24 protein-coding genes are annotated in these 23,122 nt (G+C 70.7%); 5 read left to right on the plus strand and 19 right to left on the minus strand.

Annotated elements, in window-relative coordinates; translation table 11 throughout:
* Window positions 1–16 precede the first annotated feature (16 nt).
* Complete coding sequence (locus tag OG393_RS10645; RefSeq protein ID WP_327374414.1) at window positions 17–403, minus strand: hypothetical protein; 387 nt, start codon at window positions 401–403, stop codon at window positions 17–19.
* A gap of 369 nt (window positions 404–772) precedes the next feature.
* Here OG393_RS10645 and OG393_RS10650 point away from each other — a divergent pair, with 369 nt between their 5' ends.
* Genes OG393_RS10650 through OG393_RS10660 form a run of 3 tightly spaced genes read left to right on the plus strand, consistent with a single transcriptional unit; the run spans window position 773 to window position 4,246 of the window.
* Window positions 773–1,210, plus strand: a complete 438-nt coding sequence (locus tag OG393_RS10650; RefSeq protein ID WP_327374415.1) for a hypothetical protein — start codon at window positions 773–775, stop codon at window positions 1,208–1,210.
* A gap of 14 nt (window positions 1,211–1,224) precedes the next feature.
* Window positions 1,225–3,576, plus strand: coding sequence for a DUF6571 family protein (locus OG393_RS10655; RefSeq protein WP_327374416.1), 2,352 nt, complete (start codon window positions 1,225–1,227; stop codon window positions 3,574–3,576).
* Between the two features lie 25 nt (window positions 3,577–3,601).
* Complete coding sequence (locus OG393_RS10660) at window positions 3,602–4,246, plus strand: hypothetical protein (protein WP_327374417.1); 645 nt, start codon at window positions 3,602–3,604, stop codon at window positions 4,244–4,246.
* A 69-nt stretch (window positions 4,247–4,315) separates the two neighbouring features.
* On the opposite strand, the gene OG393_RS10665 is transcribed toward OG393_RS10660, so the two are convergent.
* The 15 genes from OG393_RS10665 to OG393_RS10735 all read right to left on the minus strand — a co-directional run bounded on the left by OG393_RS10665 (window position 4,316) and on the right by OG393_RS10735 (window position 16,954).
* Window positions 4,316–5,566, minus strand: a complete 1,251-nt coding sequence (locus tag OG393_RS10665; protein WP_327374418.1) for a hypothetical protein — start codon at window positions 5,564–5,566, stop codon at window positions 4,316–4,318.
* Window positions 5,567–5,584: 18 nt separating this feature from the next.
* Window positions 5,585–6,199, minus strand: a complete 615-nt coding sequence (locus OG393_RS10670; RefSeq protein WP_327374419.1) for an OmpA family protein — start codon at window positions 6,197–6,199, stop codon at window positions 5,585–5,587.
* Between the two features lie 11 nt (window positions 6,200–6,210).
* The gene (locus OG393_RS10675) at window positions 6,211–6,789 is read right to left on the minus strand and encodes a hypothetical protein (RefSeq protein WP_327374420.1); all 579 of its coding nucleotides are present in this window, start codon (window positions 6,787–6,789) and stop codon (window positions 6,211–6,213) included.
* A 21-nt stretch (window positions 6,790–6,810) separates the two neighbouring features.
* The gene (locus OG393_RS10680) at window positions 6,811–7,419 is read right to left on the minus strand and encodes a pilus assembly protein TadG-related protein (RefSeq protein ID WP_442817289.1); all 609 of its coding nucleotides are present in this window, start codon (window positions 7,417–7,419) and stop codon (window positions 6,811–6,813) included.
* 56 nt (window positions 7,420–7,475) lie between these two features.
* Entirely contained in the window at window positions 7,476–7,715 is a 240-nt protein-coding gene (locus OG393_RS10685; RefSeq protein ID WP_327374421.1) for a Flp family type IVb pilin, read from the minus strand.
* 129 nt (window positions 7,716–7,844) lie between these two features.
* Window positions 7,845–8,543, minus strand: a complete 699-nt coding sequence (locus OG393_RS10690) for a response regulator transcription factor (RefSeq protein WP_327374422.1) — start codon at window positions 8,541–8,543, stop codon at window positions 7,845–7,847.
* Complete coding sequence (locus OG393_RS10695) at window positions 8,540–9,772, minus strand: sensor histidine kinase (protein WP_327374423.1); 1,233 nt, start codon at window positions 9,770–9,772, stop codon at window positions 8,540–8,542. The genes OG393_RS10690 and OG393_RS10695 overlap by 4 nt, the downstream gene beginning before the upstream one ends.
* 5 nt (window positions 9,773–9,777) lie before the next feature.
* Entirely contained in the window at window positions 9,778–10,665 is an 888-nt protein-coding gene (locus tag OG393_RS10700) for a DUF5936 domain-containing protein (protein ID WP_327374424.1), read from the minus strand.
* A gap of 12 nt (window positions 10,666–10,677) precedes the next feature.
* The gene (locus OG393_RS10705) at window positions 10,678–11,619 is read right to left on the minus strand and encodes a type II secretion system F family protein (protein WP_327374425.1); all 942 of its coding nucleotides are present in this window, start codon (window positions 11,617–11,619) and stop codon (window positions 10,678–10,680) included.
* Between the two features lie 9 nt (window positions 11,620–11,628).
* Window positions 11,629–12,969, minus strand: a complete 1,341-nt coding sequence (locus OG393_RS10710) for a CpaF family protein (RefSeq protein ID WP_327374426.1) — start codon at window positions 12,967–12,969, stop codon at window positions 11,629–11,631.
* Window positions 12,966–13,586 (minus strand): TadE/TadG family type IV pilus assembly protein, encoded by a 621-nt coding sequence (locus OG393_RS10715; RefSeq protein ID WP_327374427.1) that lies wholly within the window; start codon window positions 13,584–13,586, stop codon window positions 12,966–12,968. The genes OG393_RS10710 and OG393_RS10715 overlap by 4 nt, the downstream gene beginning before the upstream one ends.
* Complete coding sequence (locus tag OG393_RS10720) at window positions 13,583–13,957, minus strand: TadE/TadG family type IV pilus assembly protein (protein ID WP_327374428.1); 375 nt, start codon at window positions 13,955–13,957, stop codon at window positions 13,583–13,585. Before OG393_RS10720 ends, OG393_RS10715 begins: the two co-directional genes overlap by 4 nt.
* Window positions 13,954–15,225: an AAA family ATPase gene (locus OG393_RS10725; RefSeq protein WP_327374429.1), complete on the minus strand. Its 1,272-nt coding sequence runs from the start codon at window positions 15,223–15,225 to the stop codon at window positions 13,954–13,956. The genes OG393_RS10720 and OG393_RS10725 overlap by 4 nt, the downstream gene beginning before the upstream one ends.
* 7 nt (window positions 15,226–15,232) lie before the next feature.
* Complete coding sequence (gene cpaB / locus OG393_RS10730; protein WP_327374430.1) at window positions 15,233–15,940, minus strand: Flp pilus assembly protein CpaB; 708 nt, start codon at window positions 15,938–15,940, stop codon at window positions 15,233–15,235.
* 117 nt (window positions 15,941–16,057) lie between these two features.
* A complete protein-coding gene (locus OG393_RS10735; RefSeq protein ID WP_327374431.1) occupies window positions 16,058–16,954 on the minus strand; it encodes a hypothetical protein in 897 nt (298 codons plus the stop codon).
* A 374-nt stretch (window positions 16,955–17,328) separates the two neighbouring features.
* Here OG393_RS10735 and OG393_RS10740 point away from each other — a divergent pair, with 374 nt between their 5' ends.
* Window positions 17,329–19,044, plus strand: a complete 1,716-nt coding sequence (locus OG393_RS10740) for a chitinase (protein WP_327374432.1) — start codon at window positions 17,329–17,331, stop codon at window positions 19,042–19,044.
* A 307-nt stretch (window positions 19,045–19,351) separates the two neighbouring features.
* Entirely contained in the window at window positions 19,352–20,692 is a 1,341-nt protein-coding gene (locus OG393_RS10745; protein ID WP_327374433.1) for a M14 family metallopeptidase, read from the plus strand.
* Between the two features lie 66 nt (window positions 20,693–20,758).
* Here OG393_RS10745 and OG393_RS10750 read toward each other — a convergent pair whose 3' ends face one another.
* The 3 genes from OG393_RS10750 to OG393_RS10760 are packed head-to-tail and all read right to left on the minus strand — an operon-like array spanning window position 20,759 to window position 23,039.
* Window positions 20,759–21,169 carry a RidA family protein gene (locus OG393_RS10750; protein WP_327374434.1) on the minus strand — a complete coding sequence of 137 codons (411 nt, stop codon included), beginning with the start codon at window positions 21,167–21,169 and terminating at the stop codon, window positions 20,759–20,761.
* Window positions 21,170–21,180: 11 nt separating this feature from the next.
* Complete coding sequence (locus tag OG393_RS10755) at window positions 21,181–21,933, minus strand: IclR family transcriptional regulator (RefSeq protein WP_327374435.1); 753 nt, start codon at window positions 21,931–21,933, stop codon at window positions 21,181–21,183.
* Window positions 21,930–23,039 carry a sugar kinase gene (locus OG393_RS10760; RefSeq protein ID WP_442817410.1) on the minus strand — a complete coding sequence of 370 codons (1,110 nt, stop codon included), beginning with the start codon at window positions 23,037–23,039 and terminating at the stop codon, window positions 21,930–21,932. Before OG393_RS10760 ends, OG393_RS10755 begins: the two co-directional genes overlap by 4 nt.
* Between the last annotated feature and the right edge of the window lie 83 nt (window positions 23,040–23,122).

The following is a 23,122-nucleotide window of genomic DNA, read 5'->3' on the forward strand; positions in this document are numbered from 1 at the left end:
CGATGCCGCCGGGGTGTCAGCCGCCGGGACGAATCCTGCCGAACTTCGCCGCCATCACCGGGCCCAGCTGCTCGACGATGCCGTGTCCCGGCTCGTGCGGGTACGGCAGGTCGTTGAGGAACGAGGTGACGATGACCTCGTCCACGCCGAGGACGCCCCGGGTGCTCTGCTCCTCCAGGAAGTCGAGGGTCCGGCGCCAGTCCGCCGCCTGCGGGTCCTCGCCCAGGAAGGACCGGACGGTGCCCTGGACGACGTCCCAGAAGAAGACATGCGGCAGCACGCCACCCTCACTGAGCACGTGCGTGTCGTACACCTCCTGGAACGCCGGTACACGGGCGACGAGTTCGCCGACCAACCGCACGCCCTCCTGCCTGACCGTCATCATCCGACCAGGATGCGGCATGAGGCCGAGCCTATCCACTGATATGCGCAAGCGATGCGAAAAGTCCCTCATACGAGGATCGTTCGAGCGTCGGGGTCCGGCGGAAGCCCGTGCCGCCGGAGCGGTTTACTGTTCCGCCGTGGCCAGCCCCGGAAGAGCATCCGCAGGCCGGGGGACGAGAGCCCCGTTCCCCCCCCTTCTCTCGCCTCCTGCCCGATTGGCCGGGACACGCTCCTCAAGGTGAGGGCCACAGGTCCCGGTCGCTAGGGTCGCGAGCGAATAAGCCGACCCGCCCGGCCGTGCCCGGACGCGGGAGACTTCGGACGCGGAAGAGCTCGGACGCGGAAGAGCTCGGGGCGAGACAGACGAACCGTCGCTACGGGGGAGAACATGTCGTTCGACGACGAGTGGAGCGAACTCAAGAGGGAAGTGTCCCGCGAGTCGCCTCACACGCGGCTCCATCAGGTCGCGTCGGGAGGCTCCGGCCTCGGCGGCGACGCGAACCTCGCGAACCTCAGTGTCAATCAAGACAAACTCGGAGCGATCGGCAACGCGGCCTACGCGCTGCGCGGTCGCCTCGTGAAGGACGGGATCCACGCGCGGACGACCACCGAGGAAGCGGCAACCTCGATGTCCGGCCACGGATTCCGCACCGGAGCAGCGATGACGACGGTCCAGGAGACGTGGGGCTCCCAGCTGAGCACGCTACTGGACGCGTGCGCGCACGTCTCCAATCACCTGGACTACAGCGCGGCCCGGCACGCACAGGACGAGGAAGACATCAGGACCGCTCTCACCACCGGCGCGATCAGCGGCCACTTCACATAGGTCGGGAGTGAATCGTGCTGACTTTCGACGATGTGTACCGGGCCCCGCTCGGGAAGATGAAGGCCGCGGCCGACGACTGGTCGGAGATGAAGGGGAAGCTGGACAAGCTGGCCGACGACGCCCGAACGACGATGGCCGCCAAGGCCAAGGACGACTACTGGCGGGGAGTGAACGCCGAGGTCACCAAACCGTTCGTGGACAAGACCGCGAAGGAGTTCGACGACGCGGCCAAGGCCGCCGACGGGATCCACCGGATCCTTCAGGACGGCTACGACAGCTTCAAGAAGGCCCAGGACGACCTCAAGAAGATCGTCGAGACCGAGGCGCCCGCACAGGGGCTGGTCGTGACGTCGAACGGGACGGTAGAGGCGCGGAACCCGGTCACGCTGATCAAGGACCCGGGGGTTCGGCACGACCCCGACTATCCCGACCTGGTGCGCCGGGAGCGGGCGGCGATCAACGCGATGAAGCAGCGGATCGACGCCGTCGTCGAGACCTGCGACGACGCCGACCTGGCCTGCTCCAACGCGCTCAAGGCCGACATCACGAGCGACAAACACGACTTCAGCGGGCCGAGGTACGGCAGCCTGGACGCCGAAGAGGCACAGCGCGCTCTCGATCTGGCCGAGAAGGGCCGGGACATCTCCCATGCGGACCTCGAGCGGCTGAACGAACTCCTCAAGAAGAACAGCGGCTCGAAGGAGTTCTCACGGACCTTCTACGAGGGTCTCGGGCCGAAGGGCGCGCTGGAGTTCTTCGGACGGCTCTCCACCGACACGTACGGCAACTCGGGCCCCGAACCGGACAAGCAGCGACTGGAAGACGTCCAGGCCCTGCAGCGGAACCTTGGCCTCACCCTCGCCACGGCCACTCGCGGCGGCGACACCTGGACCGAGAACTGGTCCACCGAGATGCGGAAACTGGGCACCGAACGTGTTCCGCTCACCAGTCATCACTACAACCCGCCGTTCGGGTACCAGCTACTCGGCGGCATCATGCGCTACGGCCACTACGACCCCAAGTTCCTGGTTCCCATCGCCGAGCATGTGACACAGCTGCACGCCAAGGACCCTTACCTGTTCGGCGGCAGCAAGAGCCTCGACAGCGGCTGGCTGAAGAACGCGTACAACCCGTCCGGCGTCAACGGCGCAGGCTTCGACCCGATGATCCCGGTGCTGGAGGCACTCGGCCACAGCCCCGAGGCCGCGAAGCAGTTCTTCTCCGCCACACCGACGCCCTACAACGAGGACGGCACCATCGGCGGGACGGTCGACCTGGACCCGAAGACGAAGGACACTCAGGAGACCAGTTACCTGGACTTCTTCGCCAACGAGAAATACGAGTTCTTCCCCGACGTCGAGGGCCACGCCCCGGACGCCCGCACGAAGACCATGGACTTCATGCCCGACGCGCTCGGCCACGCACTGGAGGCCGCGACCCTCGGTCACGCGTGGGACGATCCGCAGCCGCAACTCGTCCGGGACGAGAAGACGGCCGACATCATGCACGAGGTCGTCGAGAAGTACGGAGGAGACGCCGAGTTCCTCAAGAAGTACCAGTCCGGCCTCGCGGACAGCCTCGGCAACATGGGCGCCGGCTACATCGACGATCTCAACTGGGCTCTGAACAAGAACGACTGGGAGAGCCCGTACGCACCTACGGACAACAGCACGAAATCTGCTCACCCGGAGTTCGGACGGGAACAGACAATCAGGTTCTTGAGCACTCTGGGCCAGCATCCGGACGCGTACGCCACGGTCTCCACGGCGGAGCGCATCTACACCACCAGCGTGCTGGAGGCGCAGGTCGGACCGGACGGCGAGATCAACGTAGGGCGGGCCCGTGGTGCGGTGTACACCGGGGCAAATCTTCAGGGGCTACTGGACGAGTCACGCGCCGCTCAGGTCGAGGCGGAAGGCATGAAGGTGCATGAGGACTACGAGAAGGCACAGGCCAAGAAAGCCGCATGGGTGGAGTTCGGCACCACGGCCGCCATCGCGGCCGGTGTCGCCTTCCTGCCCGCTACCGCCGCCGCCGCGGGAGCCGCAGCCATCCTCGTACCACTCGCGGTCGAGACGGGTAGCGGAGCCATGGGGCAGCTGGCTGGACAGGTGATCGGCGACTGGTCCGACAAGACCCTCGATGACCACAAGGAAACCACCGAGGGGAAGATTCACGAGGACAAGGCCGTCCTCTACATGGCGGGAAGGTACAGCGCCGAGTCGCCCATGGAGCGATTCGTCATGATGCACCGCGCCGAGGTGAGCGACGAGGTCAAGCAGGACCTCATCCAGGCGGTCGACGGCGGCTATCTGTTGGGCAATGCCCACGCGAGGCAGACCGGCAACGCACCGGAGACTGGCTGATCAACCAATGGTTACGAGGATCGTCATGAGAAGAACGATCGGGCCCATCACCTTCGGACTGGTCGCCTGTACCCTCCTGTCCGCCTGTGGAAGGGGCGAGGAGAAGAGTCGCGAACTACGCGTCACCGCCGCACAGCAGTGCGAAGGCACGCTCTCACCTGTGGCTGCCAAGGCTCTGACCACGGCCTTGAGAGCGGAGAGATTCAAGAACAGGGAGGCGGGCGGCCTTGAGCGCACTGTGCGGCAGTTGGCATCAGACTACGAGAAGGGGGAACGCTGGTCGTTTCATCCCGACATGTGCGAAGTCAAGGCGCAGACGGGTACCACCGGTCTCGATGTCCACTTCGGCCTCTACGACCCGAGCGATCTCATCGGCGACGGACGCGTGATCAACATGCACCCCTATCAAATGGGGCGTGAGGCGCACACGGGGTTCAAGAGGGCCTACCTGTTCCTGGAATGCACCAGCCCCCGGCTCGAAGGCTCCGCGAAGGCACCGGCCCGCATCCAGGGGACACTCGACCTCGACAAACCCTATCCGCCCGACACCGTCCCCATCCGCGAGGCCAACCTCACCATCCTCCACTCCGTGGCCTTGGCCGTGGTCAAGGAGCTGGGCTGCAAGAACAACGCGGGTCTCACCGAAAAGCCGATACTCGAAGCAAAGTGAGCGATCCGCCCTCCTCGGGGCCCTGTCGACAACCTGTCGCGACTGCACCGAAGGCAAAGGGGTGGTCGGCTACGCCGCAGGACCGGTCCCCGGGCCGGACACGGGGCGGGTCGACATCCCGCGTCGGCTCGCGGCCGACCAGGCCACCAGGCCGAGGACCAGTGCCGTACCCAGGCCGATCCCGCCGATCCCCACGGCCAGCATCGAGCGGCGGTGGTCCGTGCCGTGGGTGGCGAGGCCGAACACGGTGGCGTCTGCTTCTCCCGCGTACTCCGGGCCCGGCTGGGGTGCTCCCCGGACCGAGACGTCCAGCTCCAGCGGGACGGCTTCGGGGACGCGGCGGTCGAGGGTGAGCTGAAGGTAGTACGCACCCTGGAAGCGCATCGCCCGTACGGCGCCGGAGGAGCCCTGGGTCCGGTTCGCGTACGCGGCGGGCGCGGTGAGGAGGGAGACGGTCGTGGGCCGGCCGGTGTAGAGGGCCTTGCGTTCCTCGACGGCGCCGCGGGCCGGGTTGTAGAGCGCGACCCGCAGTCCGTCCGCTGTGACGGTGCCTTCCGGCGATGCCGAGTTGGCGAACCGGGCGGTGACGCCGAGCTGTTGCCCCCAGGCGAGGGGGACCCGGTAGAAACGGCTCTCCCCGGGCCGAAGGGTGTCGCGCCAGCCGCCGTCACCGAGAAGGGGTGCGTCGTTGAACCCCGTTCCCCCGCCTACCTGTCGCGCGGGGCCGCTCACGAGCGGGGGTGCCGTGGTGCTCCACCCGGTCGGCGCGGGTGGTGGTGTCGCGTCGTTCCTGAGCCCGGGTTCGACGACGTACTTCAGCTCGACCGGCATCCTGGTCGCTGTGACGCTGTCCTGCTCGCGGCCCACGCCTTCGACGGCGAACAGGTAGTCGCCGGGTTGTTGGCAGTCGCGCCCGGCTTCGATGCGGCGGCTGACGTAGTCGGCGATCGGGCGGGCGGACTCGCCGTAGAAGCGAAGGTCGTTCAGTCCGCCGCAGGCGATGCCGGAGGCCGTCGTCAGGGACAGTGTGATGCCGTCGACCACGCCGACGGTGCCGCCCGGCGGCGGGGCGAGTACGGCGGAGAGGAAGACGTTGGAGACACCGTCGAGATGGACCCGGTAGAACTTCTTCTCGCCCTTCGCGATCACATCGGTATAGGTACCCGGCCCTGGAAGCAGCGGCCCCCGGTCGCCGGCTGCCGCACCCGCGACGGGCTTCGCGGCCCGGTCCGTTCGGTAGGGGGGCAGCGGCGCGACCGGCGCCGTGTCGCCAGGGGACGGCGCCGGCGGGGCGAGCACGAGGGCGAGAGCGGCTGACACCGCGGCGCCTCCCAACATCTATCCGCCCGTCGTCCGGGGGAAGGACACCTCGACGCGACGGTTCTTCTTCCGGCCTTCCTCGGTGCGGTTGTCTGCGATGGGATAGTCCTCGCTGTAACCGCGGATGTCGAAGGTCTTCCCAGGGCCGAGACTCCTGGCCAGCTCCTGCTGAACGGCGTCGGCGCGCTGCTTGGAGAGCGTGAGGCCGTGTTCGTACGAGCCGAGGTTGTCGGTGAACCCGAAGACCCGGACCCTGCCGGAGTTCTGTTTGTTGATCTCTGCGGCGATGGCGGCGATCCGGGCAGTGGCGGAGCTGCTCAGCTTGGCACTGTCCTTGCCGAAGAGCACCTCGGCCTGGAGCGCGAAGGTGATGTCGACGTTGGTGTCCTCGCGGCGCTGCTCACCACCCTCCTCCTCGACAACCTGCTTGATGTCGAGGATCTTGGCGGGCGCGAGGGTCGCCCCGTCGGGAAGCATGAGTTCCGGCGCGTTCGTGTCGATCTCGGGTGGTGGCGACGCGGACGCGGCAGACCCGGGGGGATCGTCGGCACGCGCGGGGCCGACGGTGAGGGTGCACGCCGCGAGGAGCGTGGCGGTGGCGAGAACCGCGAAGCGGTGGGGGGTGGTGGTCATGGCGGCAGCCCTCAGGAGAGTTTGATGGTGCCGGGGTCGAAGGTGGGAAGCTGAAGCATTACCTCGGTGGTGCCGGCGGGAGGGGCGGGAAACTGCATGAAGACGGCAGCGGATTCCCCGGCGCCGATCAGGCTCAGACCAGTTGTCGTCAGCGGACGTCCATCTGTGTCACGCAGGACGTAGTAGCGCTTCTTCTCGCGGGAGTCCACGAGGCTCGCTCCACCAAAGGAGCTTCCGTGCTTCAGCACTTCCGTCTCGTTTCCCTGAACCCCCACGGGGACGGCGCGCCCCTTGCCCGAAGCGTTCTTCAGCAAGCCCTTGACTGTGACAAAACCACCCGCGTCACGGCGCGCCGAGTTGATGACCAACTCGAAACCTTCCGGCCCTTTGAGGATGGCCAGCACTTCGGCAGGCTCTTCGGTCTGTGCTCCCTTGCCGCCTGCAGTGGGCTTAGGGTCGGCTGTGCTCGCGGATGCCTTGCCTCTGGGGGCTTCGTCCTCGCTGCCGCAGCCGGCCACGCTGAGGACGAGAGCCGCTAGGACGACGGCGATCGTCCCCTTGCGGATCTGCGTTGCGTACCGAGCGCTCATGGGTCGCGGTTCCTTCGTTTGTCAGTCGGCCAGTCGAACGGTGAAGAGATCGGCTGCGCTCGGCAGTCTGGGGGCCTCAGGATCGATCTCCCAAACGATTCCGTGACAGGTGAGGCCGAGAATGGGGCTGGGCTCCGTCAGGGTAGGCGTAGGTATCGGGCCCGGACTGGACGGGTCCGGCGAAGGCTCTTCGGAGTCTGGCGCGGGCTCGGTCGCCTCGAAGATGCAGCGGGGTTCGATGACCGCAGAAGCCGTTGCCGCGGCGTGTTGCTTCTCCGTGCCGGGTACAACGGACGCGCCCACGGCGTTCAGGGTGCGCACCTCCACCATGAAGCCTTCCTGCCCGGAAAGCGGCACACAGCCGTCTCCAGAGAGTGTCGCCTGATTCTTGGCTGCGAAGGAGGCCGCACTGAGGCAGGCGGCCCCTTCGTCGTAGGCTCTGCCGTCGACGAAGTCATCCCACCGAGAAGGATCGAGAATGACATCTAGCCAGCCATCTCTGAGCTGGTCGCGCGCGTCCTGAGCTGCCGCGAGCGCGGCGGCATCAGCAGCTGTCTGGGCTCCGTTGCGCGTGGACGCTGCCTGGCCTACGACGAAATAGGCGAACGCGAGGAAGAGCAGACCCGCCACCACCACGATGTAGATGGGGAACGCCTGCCCTGAGTCTCCTCGTGCACCGTGGAGCGCTAGTTGCCGGTGAGCTCCGCGATCTTGTTGGTGATCGCGCCCTTGATCGTCTGCCCGATGTCCGTCCCCGTGATCGCCACCACGATCGCCACCACGACCACGATGATCCCCAGGTACTCGACCGCCGTCTGCCCCCGGTCCCCGCGAAGTCGCCGGTTCCGGTCCCGGGACGTTTCGCGTGCCCAGCTCGACAGGTGAACCTTGGCCTTGGTCACGGCCCTCAGTAGCGCGTCGTTCATCCTGACCCCCTCTGGGTTCCTGCTCCTTCGCGCCGATGTCGGCACCGGCACGGTATGCCCGGGGTCCGGGGAGGGAACAGGGTCCAGGGACCCAAAGGCGGCCGTGCCCGTGGTGGTCGGTCGGGGTGGTCATGATGCCGTCCTCGTGCCCAGCCAGGCCGCTATCGCTTCGCTTCGCGTGCGGCTGTGGAGCTTCGCGAAGATGCGGTTGATGTGGTTCTTGACCGTTTTCTCGCTGATGAAGCAGGTGTCGGCGATCTGACGGTTGCTCATGCCCGACGCGATCAGGTCCATCACCTCCGCCTCCCTCACACTCAGTCCAAACTGTGCCACATTCCGTTGCGCTTGCGAAGACATAAGACCAAACTTCAATGAACTCAAGAGGCTTGGCGCCGAATATTCATGTGCAGTCGCACCTCTCACTACGCCAAGGAGTGCGTTCGCCGCCGTCGGGGTGAAGTGGGCGCGGCCCGCTCGGACGTCGCGTACGGCGGTGACCAGCTCCTCGGCCGTGAACTCACCGTGGACCAGGTAGCCGCCCGCTCCCAGGCGCAGTGCCTCGCGGACCACGGTGCTCTCGCCGGTGTAGGTCAGCATCATCACCGGGGCCAGCCGGACCAGGCTCGGCAGGGCCGCCAGGCCGTCGAGTTCGGGCATGCGGACGTCGAGGAGGATCACGTCCGGGCGCAGCCGTTCCGCGCCCTCGAGCGCTGTACGGCCGTTGGTCGCCTCCGCCACCACCTCGATGTCGGGGTGTCCGCCGAGCAGGGCCGACAGACCCGCTCGTACGACCGGGTTGTCGTCCGCGACCAGCACCCTGAGTGTCATACGCCGACCGTCCTCCCCACGGGAAGCTCCAGGCGGACCTCCGTGCCCGTCGCGCCCGCGCCCTTTCCGATCCGGATGCGCGCACCGACGCCCGCGGCCCGTTCCACCATTCCCACCAGGCCGAAGTGGCCGGTCCCGCGCAGGCCGTCCAGCGTCGTGTCCGGGGGCAGTCCGCGGCCGTCGTCGCGGACCGTGATGCGCAGCAGACCCGCGAAGACTCCGGCGGAGACGTCGACCCGGGTCGGGTGGGCGTGGCGGCCGGCGTTCTCCATGGCTTCGGTGGCGATGGTCAGCAGGTGGCGTGCCACGGAGTAGGGGACAGGGGGTACGGCTTCGTCCCCGACCCGCCGGTAGGCGGCGGTGATGCCGGAGCGGTGGCCGAAGTCGGCTACTCGTAGAGCCAGTTCCGCTGGTACGTCGACGTCGGCCGTTCCGTCGCCGCCGTACGCCCGGCGGCGCAGGTCAGCGAGGAGTTCGCGTGATTCGGCCGCCGCCCGGCGGGCGGAGCGGGCCACGAGCGCGGCCTGGTCGCGGACGGTCGGGGGGCCGTCGGTGGCGGCGAGTCCGTCGGCCGCGAGGGCGAGGCCATGCAGGGTGGTGGCGACCGAGTCATGCATCTCGCGGGCGAGGCGGGCGCGTTCCTCCTCCACGGCCTGGGCGGCGGCGAGGCGGGCGCGGGTGTCGGTGAGGGCCTGGCTGGCCGCGCCGAAGCGGAGCAGCAGGCCGCCGAGGGTGACGCCGAGGGCACCGGTGACGACGCAGAGGCCGGGCAGTTGGGTGGCTTCGCCGAGTCCCATGCGCGGGTGGCGCGGGTCGGCGGCGTGGACGGCGAGCAGGATCAGCGACTGGAGACTCGCGAAGAACGCGGCACCGCGCCAGCCGTAGCCGAGGCCGGCGAGGAGAGGGGTGCAGACACTGACGTAGCCGAGGGTGCTCTGGGGGCCGGCGGTGACGAGGAGCAGCGAGCCGAAGAGGGTGTCGGCGGCGAGGAGGGCGGGGTGTCGCAGGAGGAGCGGCCCGAAGCGTTCCCAGTCCCTGAACAGGACGTACGAGCCCATGAAGGTGACGAGGACGGCGGCGCCGACGAGTTTCCGGGGGAGGCCGGGGGCGGCGTTGAGGAGAGCGGCGGGGGTGGCGAGGGCGATCATGGCGAGGCGGAAGCCGAAGACCTGGCGGCACAGCGCCTGGAGGGCGTTGACCTGCAGGGTCGTGGTGGATGCCGCTCTCATGGCTGTCACTCGCCGGTGATCGAGCCGAAGTTCGTGCCCGTTCCGAGGAACAGGCCCGCACCGAGCAGGATCATGGTCGCCGGGACCATCAGGGTCGTGATCACCATGGTGGCCTTCGGGACGGCCTTCGCGGCCTTCCTCCGGGCGTTCTGCGCGTCGGTGCGCCGCATGTCGTTGGCGATCTGGATGAGGGTGTCCACGATCGGGGCGCCGAGTTCCTCGCCTTGCTGGAGGGCGGTGACGAACTGGGCGACCTGTTCGCTGTCGTTGCGGCGGCGCAGTTCGTCGAATGCCTGGCGGCGGCTGACGCCCATGTCCATCTGACGGAGGGTGATGCGGAGTTCGTCGGCCCAGGGGCCTTCGTACTTGTCGGCGACGCGGTCGAGCGCCTGCCGGAAGCCGAGCCCGGCGGAGACGACGACGGCGAGGACGTCGAGGAAGTCGGGCAGGGTGCGTTCGATCTGGTCCTTCCGGATGCGGACGGCGGACCAGATGCCGACCTCGGTCCAGAACGCGGCGAAGGCGAACAGCAGCAGGGCGACGAGTACGTCTCCGTTGAAAAGCATGATCAGGCCGCCGAGACCGCCGAGGAAGCCGTAGACGGCGCGCCGTGCCCCGTAGCGGTCGATGGTCAGGCCGCCGGGGTTTCCCGCGAGGTCGATCCGGCGGCGGACGGCGTTGACCCGCTTGGGGCCCATGAGCCGCAGCACGGTGGCCGAGTAGCGCATGCCGAGGCGGTCGACGAGGGAGTCGACGGCGCCGGTGCGGGTGGCGCCGACCTCCAGGGCCAGCCGGAGGTCGTCGGGGAGTCTCGCGTCGGCACGGTAGAGGCGGATGCCGTAGAAGGCTCCGGCGACGGCCAGGCCGGCGAGGAAGGCGAGCAGCAGGTCCACGAGGTCCTCCCCTCAGACGTCGATCTTCGAGAAGCGGCGGATGACGGCGAAGCCGACGACGTACAGGGCGAAGGCGGCCACGACGGCGGCCTGGCCGAGTCCGGAGCCGGTCATCCGGTCCAAGGCGCCGGGCTGCATGTTGTCGATGAGCAGGAGGGAGCCGATGCCGATGACGGGGACGGCGTAGGCGGTCATGCTGACCTGGGACAACTGGGTGCGGACCTCGCGCCGTGTCTCCTTGCGTTCCTCCAGCGTCTCGGTCAGGTTGCGCAGGGAGGAGACGACGGTGCCGCCGGCCTTGTTGGCGAGGACGAGCGTGGTGACGAGGACGACGAGTTCGCGGGACGGCAGGCGTTCGGCGAGCTCGCCGAGGGCGTCGTCGAGGGAGGTGCCGACGGCGAGCTGCTGGGCGACCTTCTCCAGTTCGTCGCCGGCCGGTGCCTCCAGCTCGTCGGCGGCCATGCTGAGGGCCATGCGCAGGGCGAGTCCGGCCTGGGTGGCGTTGGCGAGGATGCGGGAGAGTTCGGGGAGCTGGTTGATGAACTTCTCGATGCGTTTCTGGCGCTGCCAGCCGAGGAAGCCCAGAGCGATCCACAGGCCGAGGAATCCGCAGAGGGGACCGAAGAACGGGGAGAGCAGGGCCTGTCCGATCATCCACAGGGCGGCGACGGTCGCGGCCATCGCGACGAGGAACTCGCCGGGCGTCAGGTCGAGGCCGGTGGCGGAGATCCGGAGTTCGAGCCGGCGGCCGAAGCGGGTGCGGCGGACGCGCCGGTCGATGCCGCGGAAGCGGCGGCGGCGCCGGCCGGTGGCCTCGGGCGGGCCGGTGTCGGTGAGCCGGGCGACGAGGGCCGCGCGCTGGGCGGCTCCGCTCGCGTACATCCGTACGCCGATCACGCCGAGGAGGCAGGCGAGCAGCGTGACGCCGATCGTCAGCGGGGTCGGGTCGTTCATCGTCGCTTCCTACTTCGCTTCTCGGGTGGCGAGCTGGTCGTCCGACGTGGCGACGCCGAACGCCTGCGGGATGGGCTGGCCCGCCATGTAGAGCCGTTCGGCGACGCGGCGCGGGAGCGGGTGGTAAGCGAACTCGCCGTGGACGCGGCCGTCGGCGGCGATCGGCCGGGCCCGGAATCGGCAGACGGTGGCGAGGGTGAACCGTTCGCGTCCGTGGGAGGCGAGGAGGGCGATCTCGGTGATCCGGCGGGTGCCGTCGGGGTGCCGGGTGAGTTGGACGAGGACGTCGACGGCGCTGTTGATCTGGTCGCGGAGGGCCTCGAAGGGGACGCGGACCTCGGACATGGACGCGAGGGTCTGCAGCCGAGTCAGGGCGTCCTCAGCGGAGTTGGCGTGCACGGTGGCGAGGGAGCCGTCGTGGCCGGTGGACATGGCCTGGAGCATGTCGAGGGTCTCGCCGCCGCGGACCTCGCCGACGATGATGCGGTCGGGGCGCATGCGCAGGGAGTTGCGGACGAGGTCCCGGATGCTGACCTGGCCGCGCCCCTCGATGTTCGGGGGCCGGCTTTCGAGGCGGATGACGTGGGACTGCTGGAGCTGGAGTTCGGCGGAGTCCTCGATGGTGATGACCCGTTCGCCCTCGGGGATGAGTCCGGAGAGGGCGTTGAGGAGGGTGGTCTTCCCGGTGCCGGTGGCGCCGGAGACGATGATGTTGAACTTGGCCTGGACGAGTCCGGAGAGCAGGAACAGCATCTGGTCGTCGAGCGAGCCGAGGGCGGTCATCTCGTGGAGGGTGTAGGCGCGGGGGAAGCGGCGGATCGTGAGTGTCGCCCCGGTCAGTGACAGGGGCGGGATGACGACGTTGACGCGTTCGCCCGTGGGCAGCCGGGCGTCGACCATCGGGTTCGACTCGTCCACGCGGCGGTTGACGGTGGAGACGATCCGCTCGATGGTCTGCATGAGCTGCTCGTGGGAGGCGAAGCGCAGCGGGAGCAGTTCGACGCGGCCGGCCCGTTCGATGAAGATCTGGTCGGGGCCGTTGACCATGATCTCGGTGATGGAGGCGTCTTCGAGGAGAGGTTCGAGGACGCCGAGGCCGAGTGCCTCGTCGACGACGCGGCGGATGAGTTGGGCCCGTTCCACGGTGGAGAGGACGGGGCCTTCGCGGCTGATGATGTGCCCGAGGACGCGTTCGAGGCGGGTCCGGCGTTCCGCCGCGGCGAGCGCGGACATCTCGGTGAGGTCGATCTCTTCGAGGAGTTTGGCGCGGAAGGTGGCGACGAGGTGGCCGTCTTCCCTGCCGCCGGGCCCGTTCTCCTCGGGGGCGCTGATGCGGGACCGCAGGCTCACGGAGCGTCCTCCTGGGGCAGTGGCATGGTCGCGGACTTGCTCACGTCGCCGAAGTCCCAGAAGGGGACGACGGACGGGACACCCACGGTGACGGTGGCGACGGCCTCGTTTCCGCTCTCGACGACGGCGACGTCGCTGCGCTCGGCGATCCAGTCGCTCATCGCGGACCGGCCGGCCGTGCGGGGGTCGAGGGGGAAGTCGTGCCGGGTGGCGGCGCGTGCCGCGGCGCGGGCGCCGGTCCCGGCCTGCTGGGCCGCGTAGGAGGCGAGTCCGAGCTGGATGCCGGCGAGCGCGACGAGCAGCAGCACCGGCAGGAAGCCCAGGTACTCGACGGCCACCTGTCCGCGGTCACGGGCGGGGCGGGTGCGTGGGCCGCCGGGAGCGGTGCCACGGGGCGAGGGCCGGGCTTCGCGATGCGCTGCGGGGCGGATGCCCGTACGGCCGGGAGAGCCGCCACGGGGCGGGGTGGGCGTGGTGCCGTCGCCGTGGCGGTCCCGGGCGGCGCGGTCCCGGGCGCGGCCCCGGGCGGCGGTGTCGCGGTCCCGGTCGTGCCGGCCGGCGTCGGGGGGCGGGGTGGGTGTGCCGCGGGGCGGGCGTCGTGTGGTGTGCCGGGTCACGGTCGCCTCCGGTCTTCCCGTACGGCTCCGGCCTCGGCGTCGACCGTGAAGGGAAAGCTGATCGCGCCCGGGAAGAGGACCGGGACCCGGAGGGACACCGTCGCGTGCACCATCTCCCCGTCGCCGCTGCAGGCCACCGCGCCGGACGACCAGGCCCCGTCCAGGTTCCGTCTTCCCGCCGCCACGCAGTCGTCGCCGACCGCCGCCGCCCGTGCCGCCTCGTCCGCTGCGTTCCCGGCGAGCGTGAAGGTGTAGCCGACCAGGACGCACTGCCACAGCAGCACCAGGGTCAGCAGGATGAGCGGCACCATGCCGAGGAACTCGATCGCCACCTGCCCCTGGTCGTCCCGGAACCGTCCGGCCACGGTCATCGCCCTCCGCCCCGTCGGCGCAGCCCCAGCGCGCCGCGGTCGCTTCCCCGGGCGACCCGGGCGAGCTGCTTGCCCGGGTGGGCTCCCGTGTCGCCGGGCGCGTGCACCAGGCCGAGTTCTCCGGCCAGTGACCACAGGGCCTGTTTCACGGTGGAGCGGGCGTCGAGGTCGTGCATCCGGCCGGAGTCGACGACCGCCTGGAGTTCCTTGAAGCCGGCGGGGACGGCGATGCCCGCCAGGCGCGCTCCGGTGATCTTCTGGATGAGGGCGGGCTGGATCTCGGTGGAGCGGTGGTAGCGGTTGACCAGGCAGATGCTCTCCTCGGCCTTGCGGATCCGGAGTCGCTCCCACATCCGTACCGTGCGCTTCGCGGCCCGCACCGCGACCACGTCGGGGGTGGTGACCAGCAGGGCGGTGTCGGCCATCTCGACGGCGACGGCACCGGCTCCGGTCAGGTACGTCCCGCAGTCGACGACCACGACCTCGTGGCGGGAGCGGAGGGCCCCGAGGATCTGCCGGGCGGCGCGGTCGGTGACCTCCTCGCCGCGCTCGCCGTCGCCGGGGGCGAGGAGCAGGGCGAGTCCGGTCTCGTGGTCGTAGACGGCGTCCTGGAGGACGCGCGGCGAGATGTCGTCGACGGCCGCGAGGTCGGCGAGGGAGCGGCGGAACTGTACGTCGAGGTAGGAGGCGATGTCGCCGCCCTGGAGGTCCATGTCGACGAGGGCGACGCTGCGGCCGGAGGCGCGGGCGGCGAGGGCGAGCTGGACGGCGGTGACGGTGGTGCCCACCCCGCCCTTGGCGCCGCTGACGGTGACGACGGTGCCGCCGGGACCGTCGTGGACCTCGGCCACGCCGCCGAGGTGGCGGCGGACGCCGGCGGACCACTGGGCGGCGGCCTGGACGCGGCTGGCGAGTTCCTCGTGGCCGAGGGGCAGGGTGACCAGGCCGCGGGCGCCGGAGTCCATGGCGGCCGAGAAGAGGACGGGGCTCGCGTCGGCGGTGATGAGGACGACTCCGACGACGGGGAAGCGGAGGGCGACCTCGCGGACGAGGTCCAGTGCCGGTAGGGGGCCGATCCGTTCGTGGACCAGGACCACCTCGGGCAGCCGGTCCACGGATTCGGCGGCGAGCCGGGCGAGGGTGTCGACGAGGCGGGTGGAGTCGCCGACCGGTGGGGCCGCTTCGGTGTCGGGGAGTCGGCCGAGCAGGGCGGTGACCGACCGGGCGTCGTCGGCGTCGCCCACGGCCGGCAGGATCCTGGTGGTCATACCGGCCTCACTTGTCCTTGTCGAGCGTGTAGGTGCGGTCGCCGGGGGTGACCGTGTTCTCGCCGCCGGGTGCCACGAGTGCGAGCCGCACGTGCTCGGCGAAGGACTCGGCGTAGGCGACGCGTTGGGTGTCGAGGGTGGAGAGGGCGAAGGTGATCGGTACGGCCTCGGTGGCCTGGCTGCCGCGCTCGTCGCGGCCGGCGGTGATCGGGGTGAGGGTGCCCACGTCGAGGACGCGGGCGTTGCTGACGATGACCTTGGACTGGGCGGGGGCGCCGCCCCGCTCGCCGGCGAAGGTGGCGTAGATGTTGACGGTCGCGCCGGGGGTGATCTTGCCGGCCACTCCGGTGGCGGCGTCGATCATGATGGCGATCTCCTGCTGGCCGGGCCGGAGCGCCGGGCGGCGGACGATCATGTCGCTCTGGAGGAGGGAGCCCTTCCGGAGCGTGGTGACGGCGATCTTGCCGCGGATCTGGGCGAGGTCGGTGACGGCGGTGGCCGAGAGCCACCGTTCGGGCATCGAGACCTTCTCGAACTGGGCCGCCTCCAGCGCGGTGTAGGGCGCCACGTCCTTCCTGATCCGGTACGCGGTCACTTCGGGGCCGACCTTGGCGTTCGCGTCGCTGATCACGGAGAGGACGCCGGCGAAGGCGCCGAGGGCGCACAGGACGGACAGCAGGAGCAGGAGGACGCCGCGACGCTGGCGGGAGTTCATGGCCGGACTACCTCGATCGTGGACGTGTGACGCGGCGGACGGGGGCGCGGTGCGGGAGCGCCGGGGGCGTGGGACGGGCGCGGTGCGGTCGGCAGGCGTGGCGGGAGGGACGCGGGGTCACGGGACGCGGGCCGCCGGGCCGCGGTGGCGGGGCGCGGGGGCCGTGGCCGGGGCGACGGTGCGCGCGGGCGACGCCGTGCGAAGGGGGGCGGAGCAGAAGCCGCAGCGGTCGCCGATGAGTTCCATCCGGCACCAGTGACAGGTCTCCCGCCTTACGGAGGAGACGAGTTGGTGCAGGACGGCGATGTCGGGCAGGTAGGCGGCGAACTCGACGAGGCGGCCGGTTCCCCACCAGCGGGGCGACTCGGTCGGCAGCGGGGCCTCCTGCACTCCCTGGACCTGCCATCGGGGGACGAGGGTGGTGGCGGGCCAGTCGGTGTGGAGCTGGCCGCGGGCCAGCAGCAGCTGGGTGGCGAACTCGGGGCCGGTCGGCGGCGGGGTGTCGGCGGTGATCCTGGCGAGCTGGGGAACGGGTCCGGCGAGGACGGCGAACTGGGACCCCGGCAGCCAGCCTTTGACGTGGGACTTGAGCGTGACCGGCACCCGGTCGAGCCGGGCGACGGAGCCCAGGACGGCGCCCGCGTAGATGTAGTGGGCGAGCAGCCGGGCGGCGGTGGCCACCACCCCGGGGGTGAAGTCGCAGGCGGACAACTGCCGTAGCTGCCTTGCCAGGACGGCGACGCCGAGCGGCGGGAGATCGGACTTGACCAGGGCGATCCGGTCGCTCTCCAGCAGGGAGCGCACGGCGTGCAGGCGCTGTGTGCTCGCGGCGGGCGCCGAGGAGGGGCAGACGACGATCACGTGTCCGTACCGGTCGAGCAGGAGCTGGAAGTCGGCGACGGAGGAGGCGAGCGGCTGGGTTTCCGGGGCGGGCAGGACCGCGGCCTCGGGGGTCCGCTGGTCGGTCGGCGGCAGCACCAGGCCGGCGCTGGTGACCGCGATCGCTGTCGGCACGTCAGACCCCCTGTCGTCACTCTGCGTTCACCGCGTCATCGCGCAGCGCGGTTGCCTCTGCACTGTATCCACGAGGCGCGGGGTGGTGAACACACAATCCGCTAAGCGGGGGTGAGTTTCTTGGGTCCAGATGGGTCCGCGGTGGGTCCGGGCCGGACCCACTCCGGGCCCGGCCCCGCGTCCCGGCCTGGGCCCTTCCCTGGGCCCCCGGCTGGGCCCGGGGGCCCATGCGCCAACACCGTTTCCCGCCAGAGGTCTTGACAACTCAATTGGTCTGGACCAACTTGTTCCTCCAGCGGTGGCCACCGTTCCGTACACCCTCCCCCGCATGACGTACGGCCCTCCATCCCCGACTCCCCCACCGGAGGCTCCCAGTGGACCGCACCACCACACGCTCCCGCGCCCGACGGCGCCAAGGGGTCGGCGGCGTCCTCGCGCTCGCCGTCGGCTCCGGGCTCGTACTCGTCGGCGGCGCCGGCACCGCCCAGGCCGCGGACGTCAACGTGGCCAAGAACGCGGGATTCGAGGCCGGACTCACCAACTGGTCCTGTTCCGCGGGCAGCGGGGCGGCCGTCTCCTCGCCGGTACGGACCGGGGCGGGCGCCCTGCGGGCCACCCCGGCCGGTCTCGACAACGCCAAGTGCACGCAGACCGTGGCCGTGAAACCCGGCTCCACGTACACGCTGAGCGCCTGGGTCCAGGGGGGCTACGCCTACCTCGGGGCGAGCGGAACCGGGACCACCGACGTCTCCACCTGGACGCCCGACAGCGGCTCCTGGAAGCACCTCAGCACCACCTTCACCACCGGCTCGAACACCACGTCCGTGCAGATCTACACCCACGGCTGGTACGGCACCGCCGCCTACTCGGTCGACGACGTGAGCGTCTTCGGCCCCGACGGGGGCGGCGGCCAGGACCCCGACCCGGTCGTCCCGGGCACCCCGGCCGGCCTCGCCGCGGGCACGGTCACCTCGTCCTCCGTCGCCCTGAACTGGGGCGCGGTCTCCGGCGCCACCGGTTACAACGTCTACCGCGACGGCTCCAAGGTGCTCTCCGTGAACGGGGCGTCGGCCACGGTCACCGGGCTTGCCGCGAACACCACCTACCAGTTCCGGGTGTCCGCGACGAACTCCGCGGGCGAGTCCGCCAAGTCGGCCACCGTCTCCGCGAAGACGAGCGAGGTCACCGACCCGGGTCCCGGCCCGGCCGTGCCCAAGCACGCGCTGACCGGCTACTGGCAGAACTTCGACAACGGCGCGACCGTCCAGAAGCTGCGGGACGTGCAGGCACAGTACGACATCATCGCCGTCTCCTTCGCCGAGTCGACGACCACGCCGGGGCGGATCACCTTCGCCCTCGACCCGGCCGTCGGCTACGCCTCGGTCACCGACTTCAAGGCGGACGTCGCGGCCAAGAAGGCGGCCGGCAAGTCCGTGATCCTCTCGGTCGGCGGCGAGAAGGGGAACGTCACCATCAACAGTGACGCCTCCGCGACCGCCTTCGCCGACAGCGCCTACGCCCTGATGCAGGAGTACGGCTTCAACGGCGTCGACATCGACCTCGAGCACGGCATCAACTCCACCTACCTGACCAAGGCGCTGCGTCAGCTGTCGGCCAAGGCCGGCTCCTCCATGGTCCTGACAATGGCCCCGCAGACCATCGACATGCAGTCGACCGGCACCGAGTACTTCAAGACGGCGCTGGCCGTGAAGGACATCCTCACGGTCGTCAACATGCAGTACTACAACAGCGGTTCGATGCTCGGCTGTGACGGCAAGGTCTACAGCCAGGGCTCGGTGGACTTCCTCACCGCGCTCGCCTGCATCCAGCTCCAGGGTGGTCTCGACGCCTCGCAGATCGGCCTGGGCGTACCCGCCTCGACCCGCGGCGCCGGCAGTGGCTACGTCTCCCCGACGGTGGTCAGGAACGCGCTGGACTGCCTGTCCCGCGGAACCGGCTGCGGCACCTTCAAGCCCACGCGGACCTGGCCGGACCTGCGCGGCGCGATGACCTGGTCGACCAACTGGGACGCGACGGCGGGCAACGCCTGGTCCGACGCGGTCGGCCCGCACGTCCACAACCTCCCCTGAGGATCGGCCGGGTGACCTTCACCCGGCCGGACCACCTGGCGGGCTCCCCGCCGGGACGTACCACCGCGCAGCGCCGCCGCTCCCCCGGCGGCGCTGTTCGCGTGCGCCCGCGAGCGCCCGCCCGGACGGCCCCGGGAGCCCCGCCGCTCTCTCGCGTCCCCCGCCTCCCCGCCTCCCCGGCGCCCCCGCGCGATGCCGTATGGCCGAAGTCCATGCTTGACCGGTGCATGCCATAGCTTCACCATGTGCCCGGAGACCCGCAACCGGATCCGTCGCACACCCCCACACTCCCCACCCAGGAGACAGCATGCGACTTCGACTTCGCGGACGAAGGCCCGTCACCCTCGCGGCCCTGCTGGCGCTCGCCCTCGCGGCGCCGCTCTCCGTCAACGCGACTCCCGCCGGGGCCGACCCGGCGCCGACCGCCGCCGCCACCGAAGAAGTCATCCGTCAGTACGAGATCGCCGGCCCCTCCACCCCCGCCGCCCGCACCGCGCTGGCGGCCACCGGCGTCTCCGTCGACGAGGTCGACGCCCGCTCGGTCGTGGTCAGCGCCGACGCCGGGCAACTGCGCCGGCTCAAGGCGCTGGGCTACGACCCCGAGGCGCTCCCCGGCCCGCCGGCGCGCACCGTCGAGGGCCTCGCCGCCGGCCCGTACGACTTCCCCTCGGCCGACTCGCGCTACCACAACTACGCGGAGATGAACGCGGAGATCGACCAGCGCGTCGCCCAGTACCCGGGCATCATGAACAAGCGGGTCATCGGCCGGACGTACCAGGGCCGGGACATCGTCGCCGTCAAGATCAGCGACAACGTGGGCACGGACGAGGACGAGCCCGAGGTCCTCTTCACCCACCACCAGCACGCCCGCGAGCACCTCACCGTCGAGATGGCCCTCTACCTGCTGCGCGAGCTGGGCGCCGGCTACGGCACCGACCCGCGGGTCACCGCGGCGGTCGACGGCCGCGAGATCTGGATCGTGCCGGACCTCAACCCGGACGGCGGCGAGTACGACATCGCCACCGGCTCCTACCGCGGCTGGCGGAAGAACCGTCAGCCCAACTCCGGCTCCCGCTACGTCGGCACCGACCTGAACCGCAACTGGGACTACAAGTGGGGCTGCTGCGGGGGCTCCTCGGGCTCCAGGAGCTCCGAGACGTACCGGGGCACCGCCCCCGAGTCCGCCCCCGAGGTGAAGGTCGTCGCCGACTTCGTCCGTTCCCGGGTGATCGGCGGTGAGCAGCAGATCAAGGCCGGCATCGACTTCCACACCTACAGCGAGCTGGTGCTCTGGCCGTTCGGCTGGACCGGGGCGGACACCGCCCCGGGCATGACCCGGGACGACCGCGACGCCTTCGCCGCCGTCGGCAGGGCGATGGCCGCGAGCAACGGCTACACCGCCGAGCAGTCCAGCGACCTGTACATCACCGACGGCTCGATCGACGACTACCTGTGGGGCGCGCAGCGGATCTTCGGGTACACCTTCGAGATGTACCCGACCTCCTCCTGGAACGGCGGCTTCTACCCGCCCGACGAGGTGATCGAGCGGGAGACGAGCCGCAACCGGGACGCGGTGCTCCGGCTGCTGGAGAACGCCGACTGCATGTACCGCTCCATCGGCAAGCAGGACCAGTACTGCGCGAGCTGACCTCGCCGGCACGGCGCGGCGGGCCCGCGACGGCCGCGGACCCGCCGCGCACCGCCCCGCGCACGGTCAGCCGAGGACGGCCAGGGCGTCGATCTCGATGAGGAGCCCCGGGGGCAGGCCGACGTAGACGGTGGTCCGGGCCGCGGGCGGGGCCTTGAGGTCCTGCTCCTCGAAGTACGCGTCGTAGATCTCGTTCATCTCGGCGAAGTGGCCGACGTCGGTGAGGTAGACGCGCATCATCATCACGTCGTCCCAGCTCGCTCCGCCCTCCTCCAGGACCGCCCGGACGTTCGCGAAGGTCTGGAGGGTCTGCTCGCGCAGGGTGGGGCCGGCCGGGGCCGGGGCGCGGCCCGGGACCGCGGGCGGGAAGCCGACCTGGCCGGCGACCTGGAGGAGGCCGCCCTTCCGCACGCCGTGCGAGAACCTCGCCGGCGGGGCGGTGTGGGTGGCGGGGGTGATCGCGGTCTTCTCGGTCATCGGAGGCTTCCTCAGGAGGGATGGGGCCGGCCGGAGTAGTCCCGGCTGACGGCGTCCGCGGCGCCGCGGACCAGGGGGAGCAGGGCGAGGAGTTCCTCTGCGGTCACGATCACGTTGGGTGCCGAGACCGACATGGCGGCGACGACCCGCCCGTCCGCGCCGCGGACGGGTGCCCCGACGCAGTTGATGGACTCCTCGTGGCCGCCGAGGTCGGTGGCCCAGCCCTGTTCGCGCACGGTCGCCAGCTCCTTGAGGAAGGCGGTGGCGTTCGGGGTCGAACGGGGCGTGTACATGGGGTAGTCGAGCTTGGCGGCGAAGGCGCGGCGCTCGGTTTCGGGGAGGTCGGCGAGCAGCAGCTTGGCGACGGCGGCGACGGTGATCGCGACGGGCTTGCCGATGCGCGAGTACATCCGGACCGGGTAGCGGCTCTCGACCTTGTCGATGTAGAGGACCTCGCCCTCCTCCATGACCGCGAGGTGGACGGTGTGGCCGATCCGCTCGCCGAGCGCGACGAGATGGGGGTGGGCGATCTCGCGGACGTCGAGGTTCTCGACGGCTTCCTGGGCGAGGGCGATGAGACGGGCGCCGAGGCGGTAGCGCTGGTCCTGCTGTCGGTGGACGAGTCCGTGCTCGTGCAGGGTGCGCAGCAGACGCAGGGCCGTGGACTTGTGCACCCCGAGCCGGTCGGCGACCTGCCCGAGGTCGGCGGGCCCCTGGGCGAGCAGCGGCAGGATGCTCAGCGCGCGGTCGACGGTCTGGCTCATGGACGTACCTCCTGGTCCTCCCCGGTCCAGCCGGGGCCGAGGTGCAGTGTCTCCCAGGCCGCGTCGTCGAGGGCGACGAGCCGGTCGGCGTGGGTACGGCGGGGTGGCGCGGCGAGGTCTCCGGGGACGGTGAGCGCGGCGGCGGCCATCAGGTGTCCGTAGCGGACGCGTTCGCGTGGGCCGAGCCCACGGAGGGTCGCGGAGAGGAATCCGGCGGCGAAGCCGTCTCCGGCGCCGACGGGGGCGACGACCTCGACGACGGGCGCGGGGACGGCGGTGACGGTGTCCTGCGCCGGGACCGACCCGGGGCCACCGGCGGGCGCCGGGGAGGCGGCTGCCACGGACGGGAGAGCCGCGGACGAGGGGGACGAGGCGGTGTCCCCGGCGGGGGCGGGCACGGCCGCGGCCCCGGCGTGCCGGGGGCCGGGGGCGCGTGCGAAGACGACCGCACCCGCCGCACCGCGCTTCACGACCAGGACCGCCGGTTCCGGCAGGGCCGCGCGGATGGCGGTCGGTCCGCTCAGGCCCCAGACCTGCCGCGCCTCGTCCTCACCGACGAAGACCAGGTCCGCGCCGCGGGCGAGTTCCAGGAGCACCCCGGCACCCGGCACCCCGCGCCAGAGCGCCGGCCGGTGGTTGACGTCGAAGGAGACCAGCGGACGGGCCGGACGGGGCGCCGTGAGAGTACGCATCAGCGCGAGGCAGTCCGCCGAGAGGGCGGCGGTGATGCCGGACAGGTGCAGGATCCGGCCCCCGGCGACGGAGTCGTACGGCACGGTCAGCGGCGACATCGCCGAGGCCGCGGAGCCCGCCCGGTAGTAGGCGACCTCGTGCGTGTCGTTCGCCCGGTCCGTCGCCGTGCGGAAGTAGATCCCGGTCGGGCGCGCCGCGTCCCGCCGCACCGCCGACACGTCCACGCCGTAGGCGGCGATCGCGTCGACCAGGTGGTCCCCGAAACCGTCCCGGCCGACCCGGCCGACCCACCTGGCCCGGTGGCCGGCGGCGGCCAGGACGCAGGCCACGTTGGACTCGGCACCGCCGATGGCGCGGGCGAAGGCCGGAACGTCGGCGAGGCGGCCCGGCCGCGAGGGCAGGAAGGTGACCATGGACTCGCCGAGGCACACCACGTCCACGGGCGCCTCCGCGAGCGGGGTTCCGGTCACACGCGGCTCCTCGTCGGGTCGCGCGG

Source organism: Streptomyces sp. NBC_01216, from assembly GCF_035994945.1.
Classification (GTDB): Bacteria; Actinomycetota; Actinomycetes; order Streptomycetales; family Streptomycetaceae; genus Streptomyces.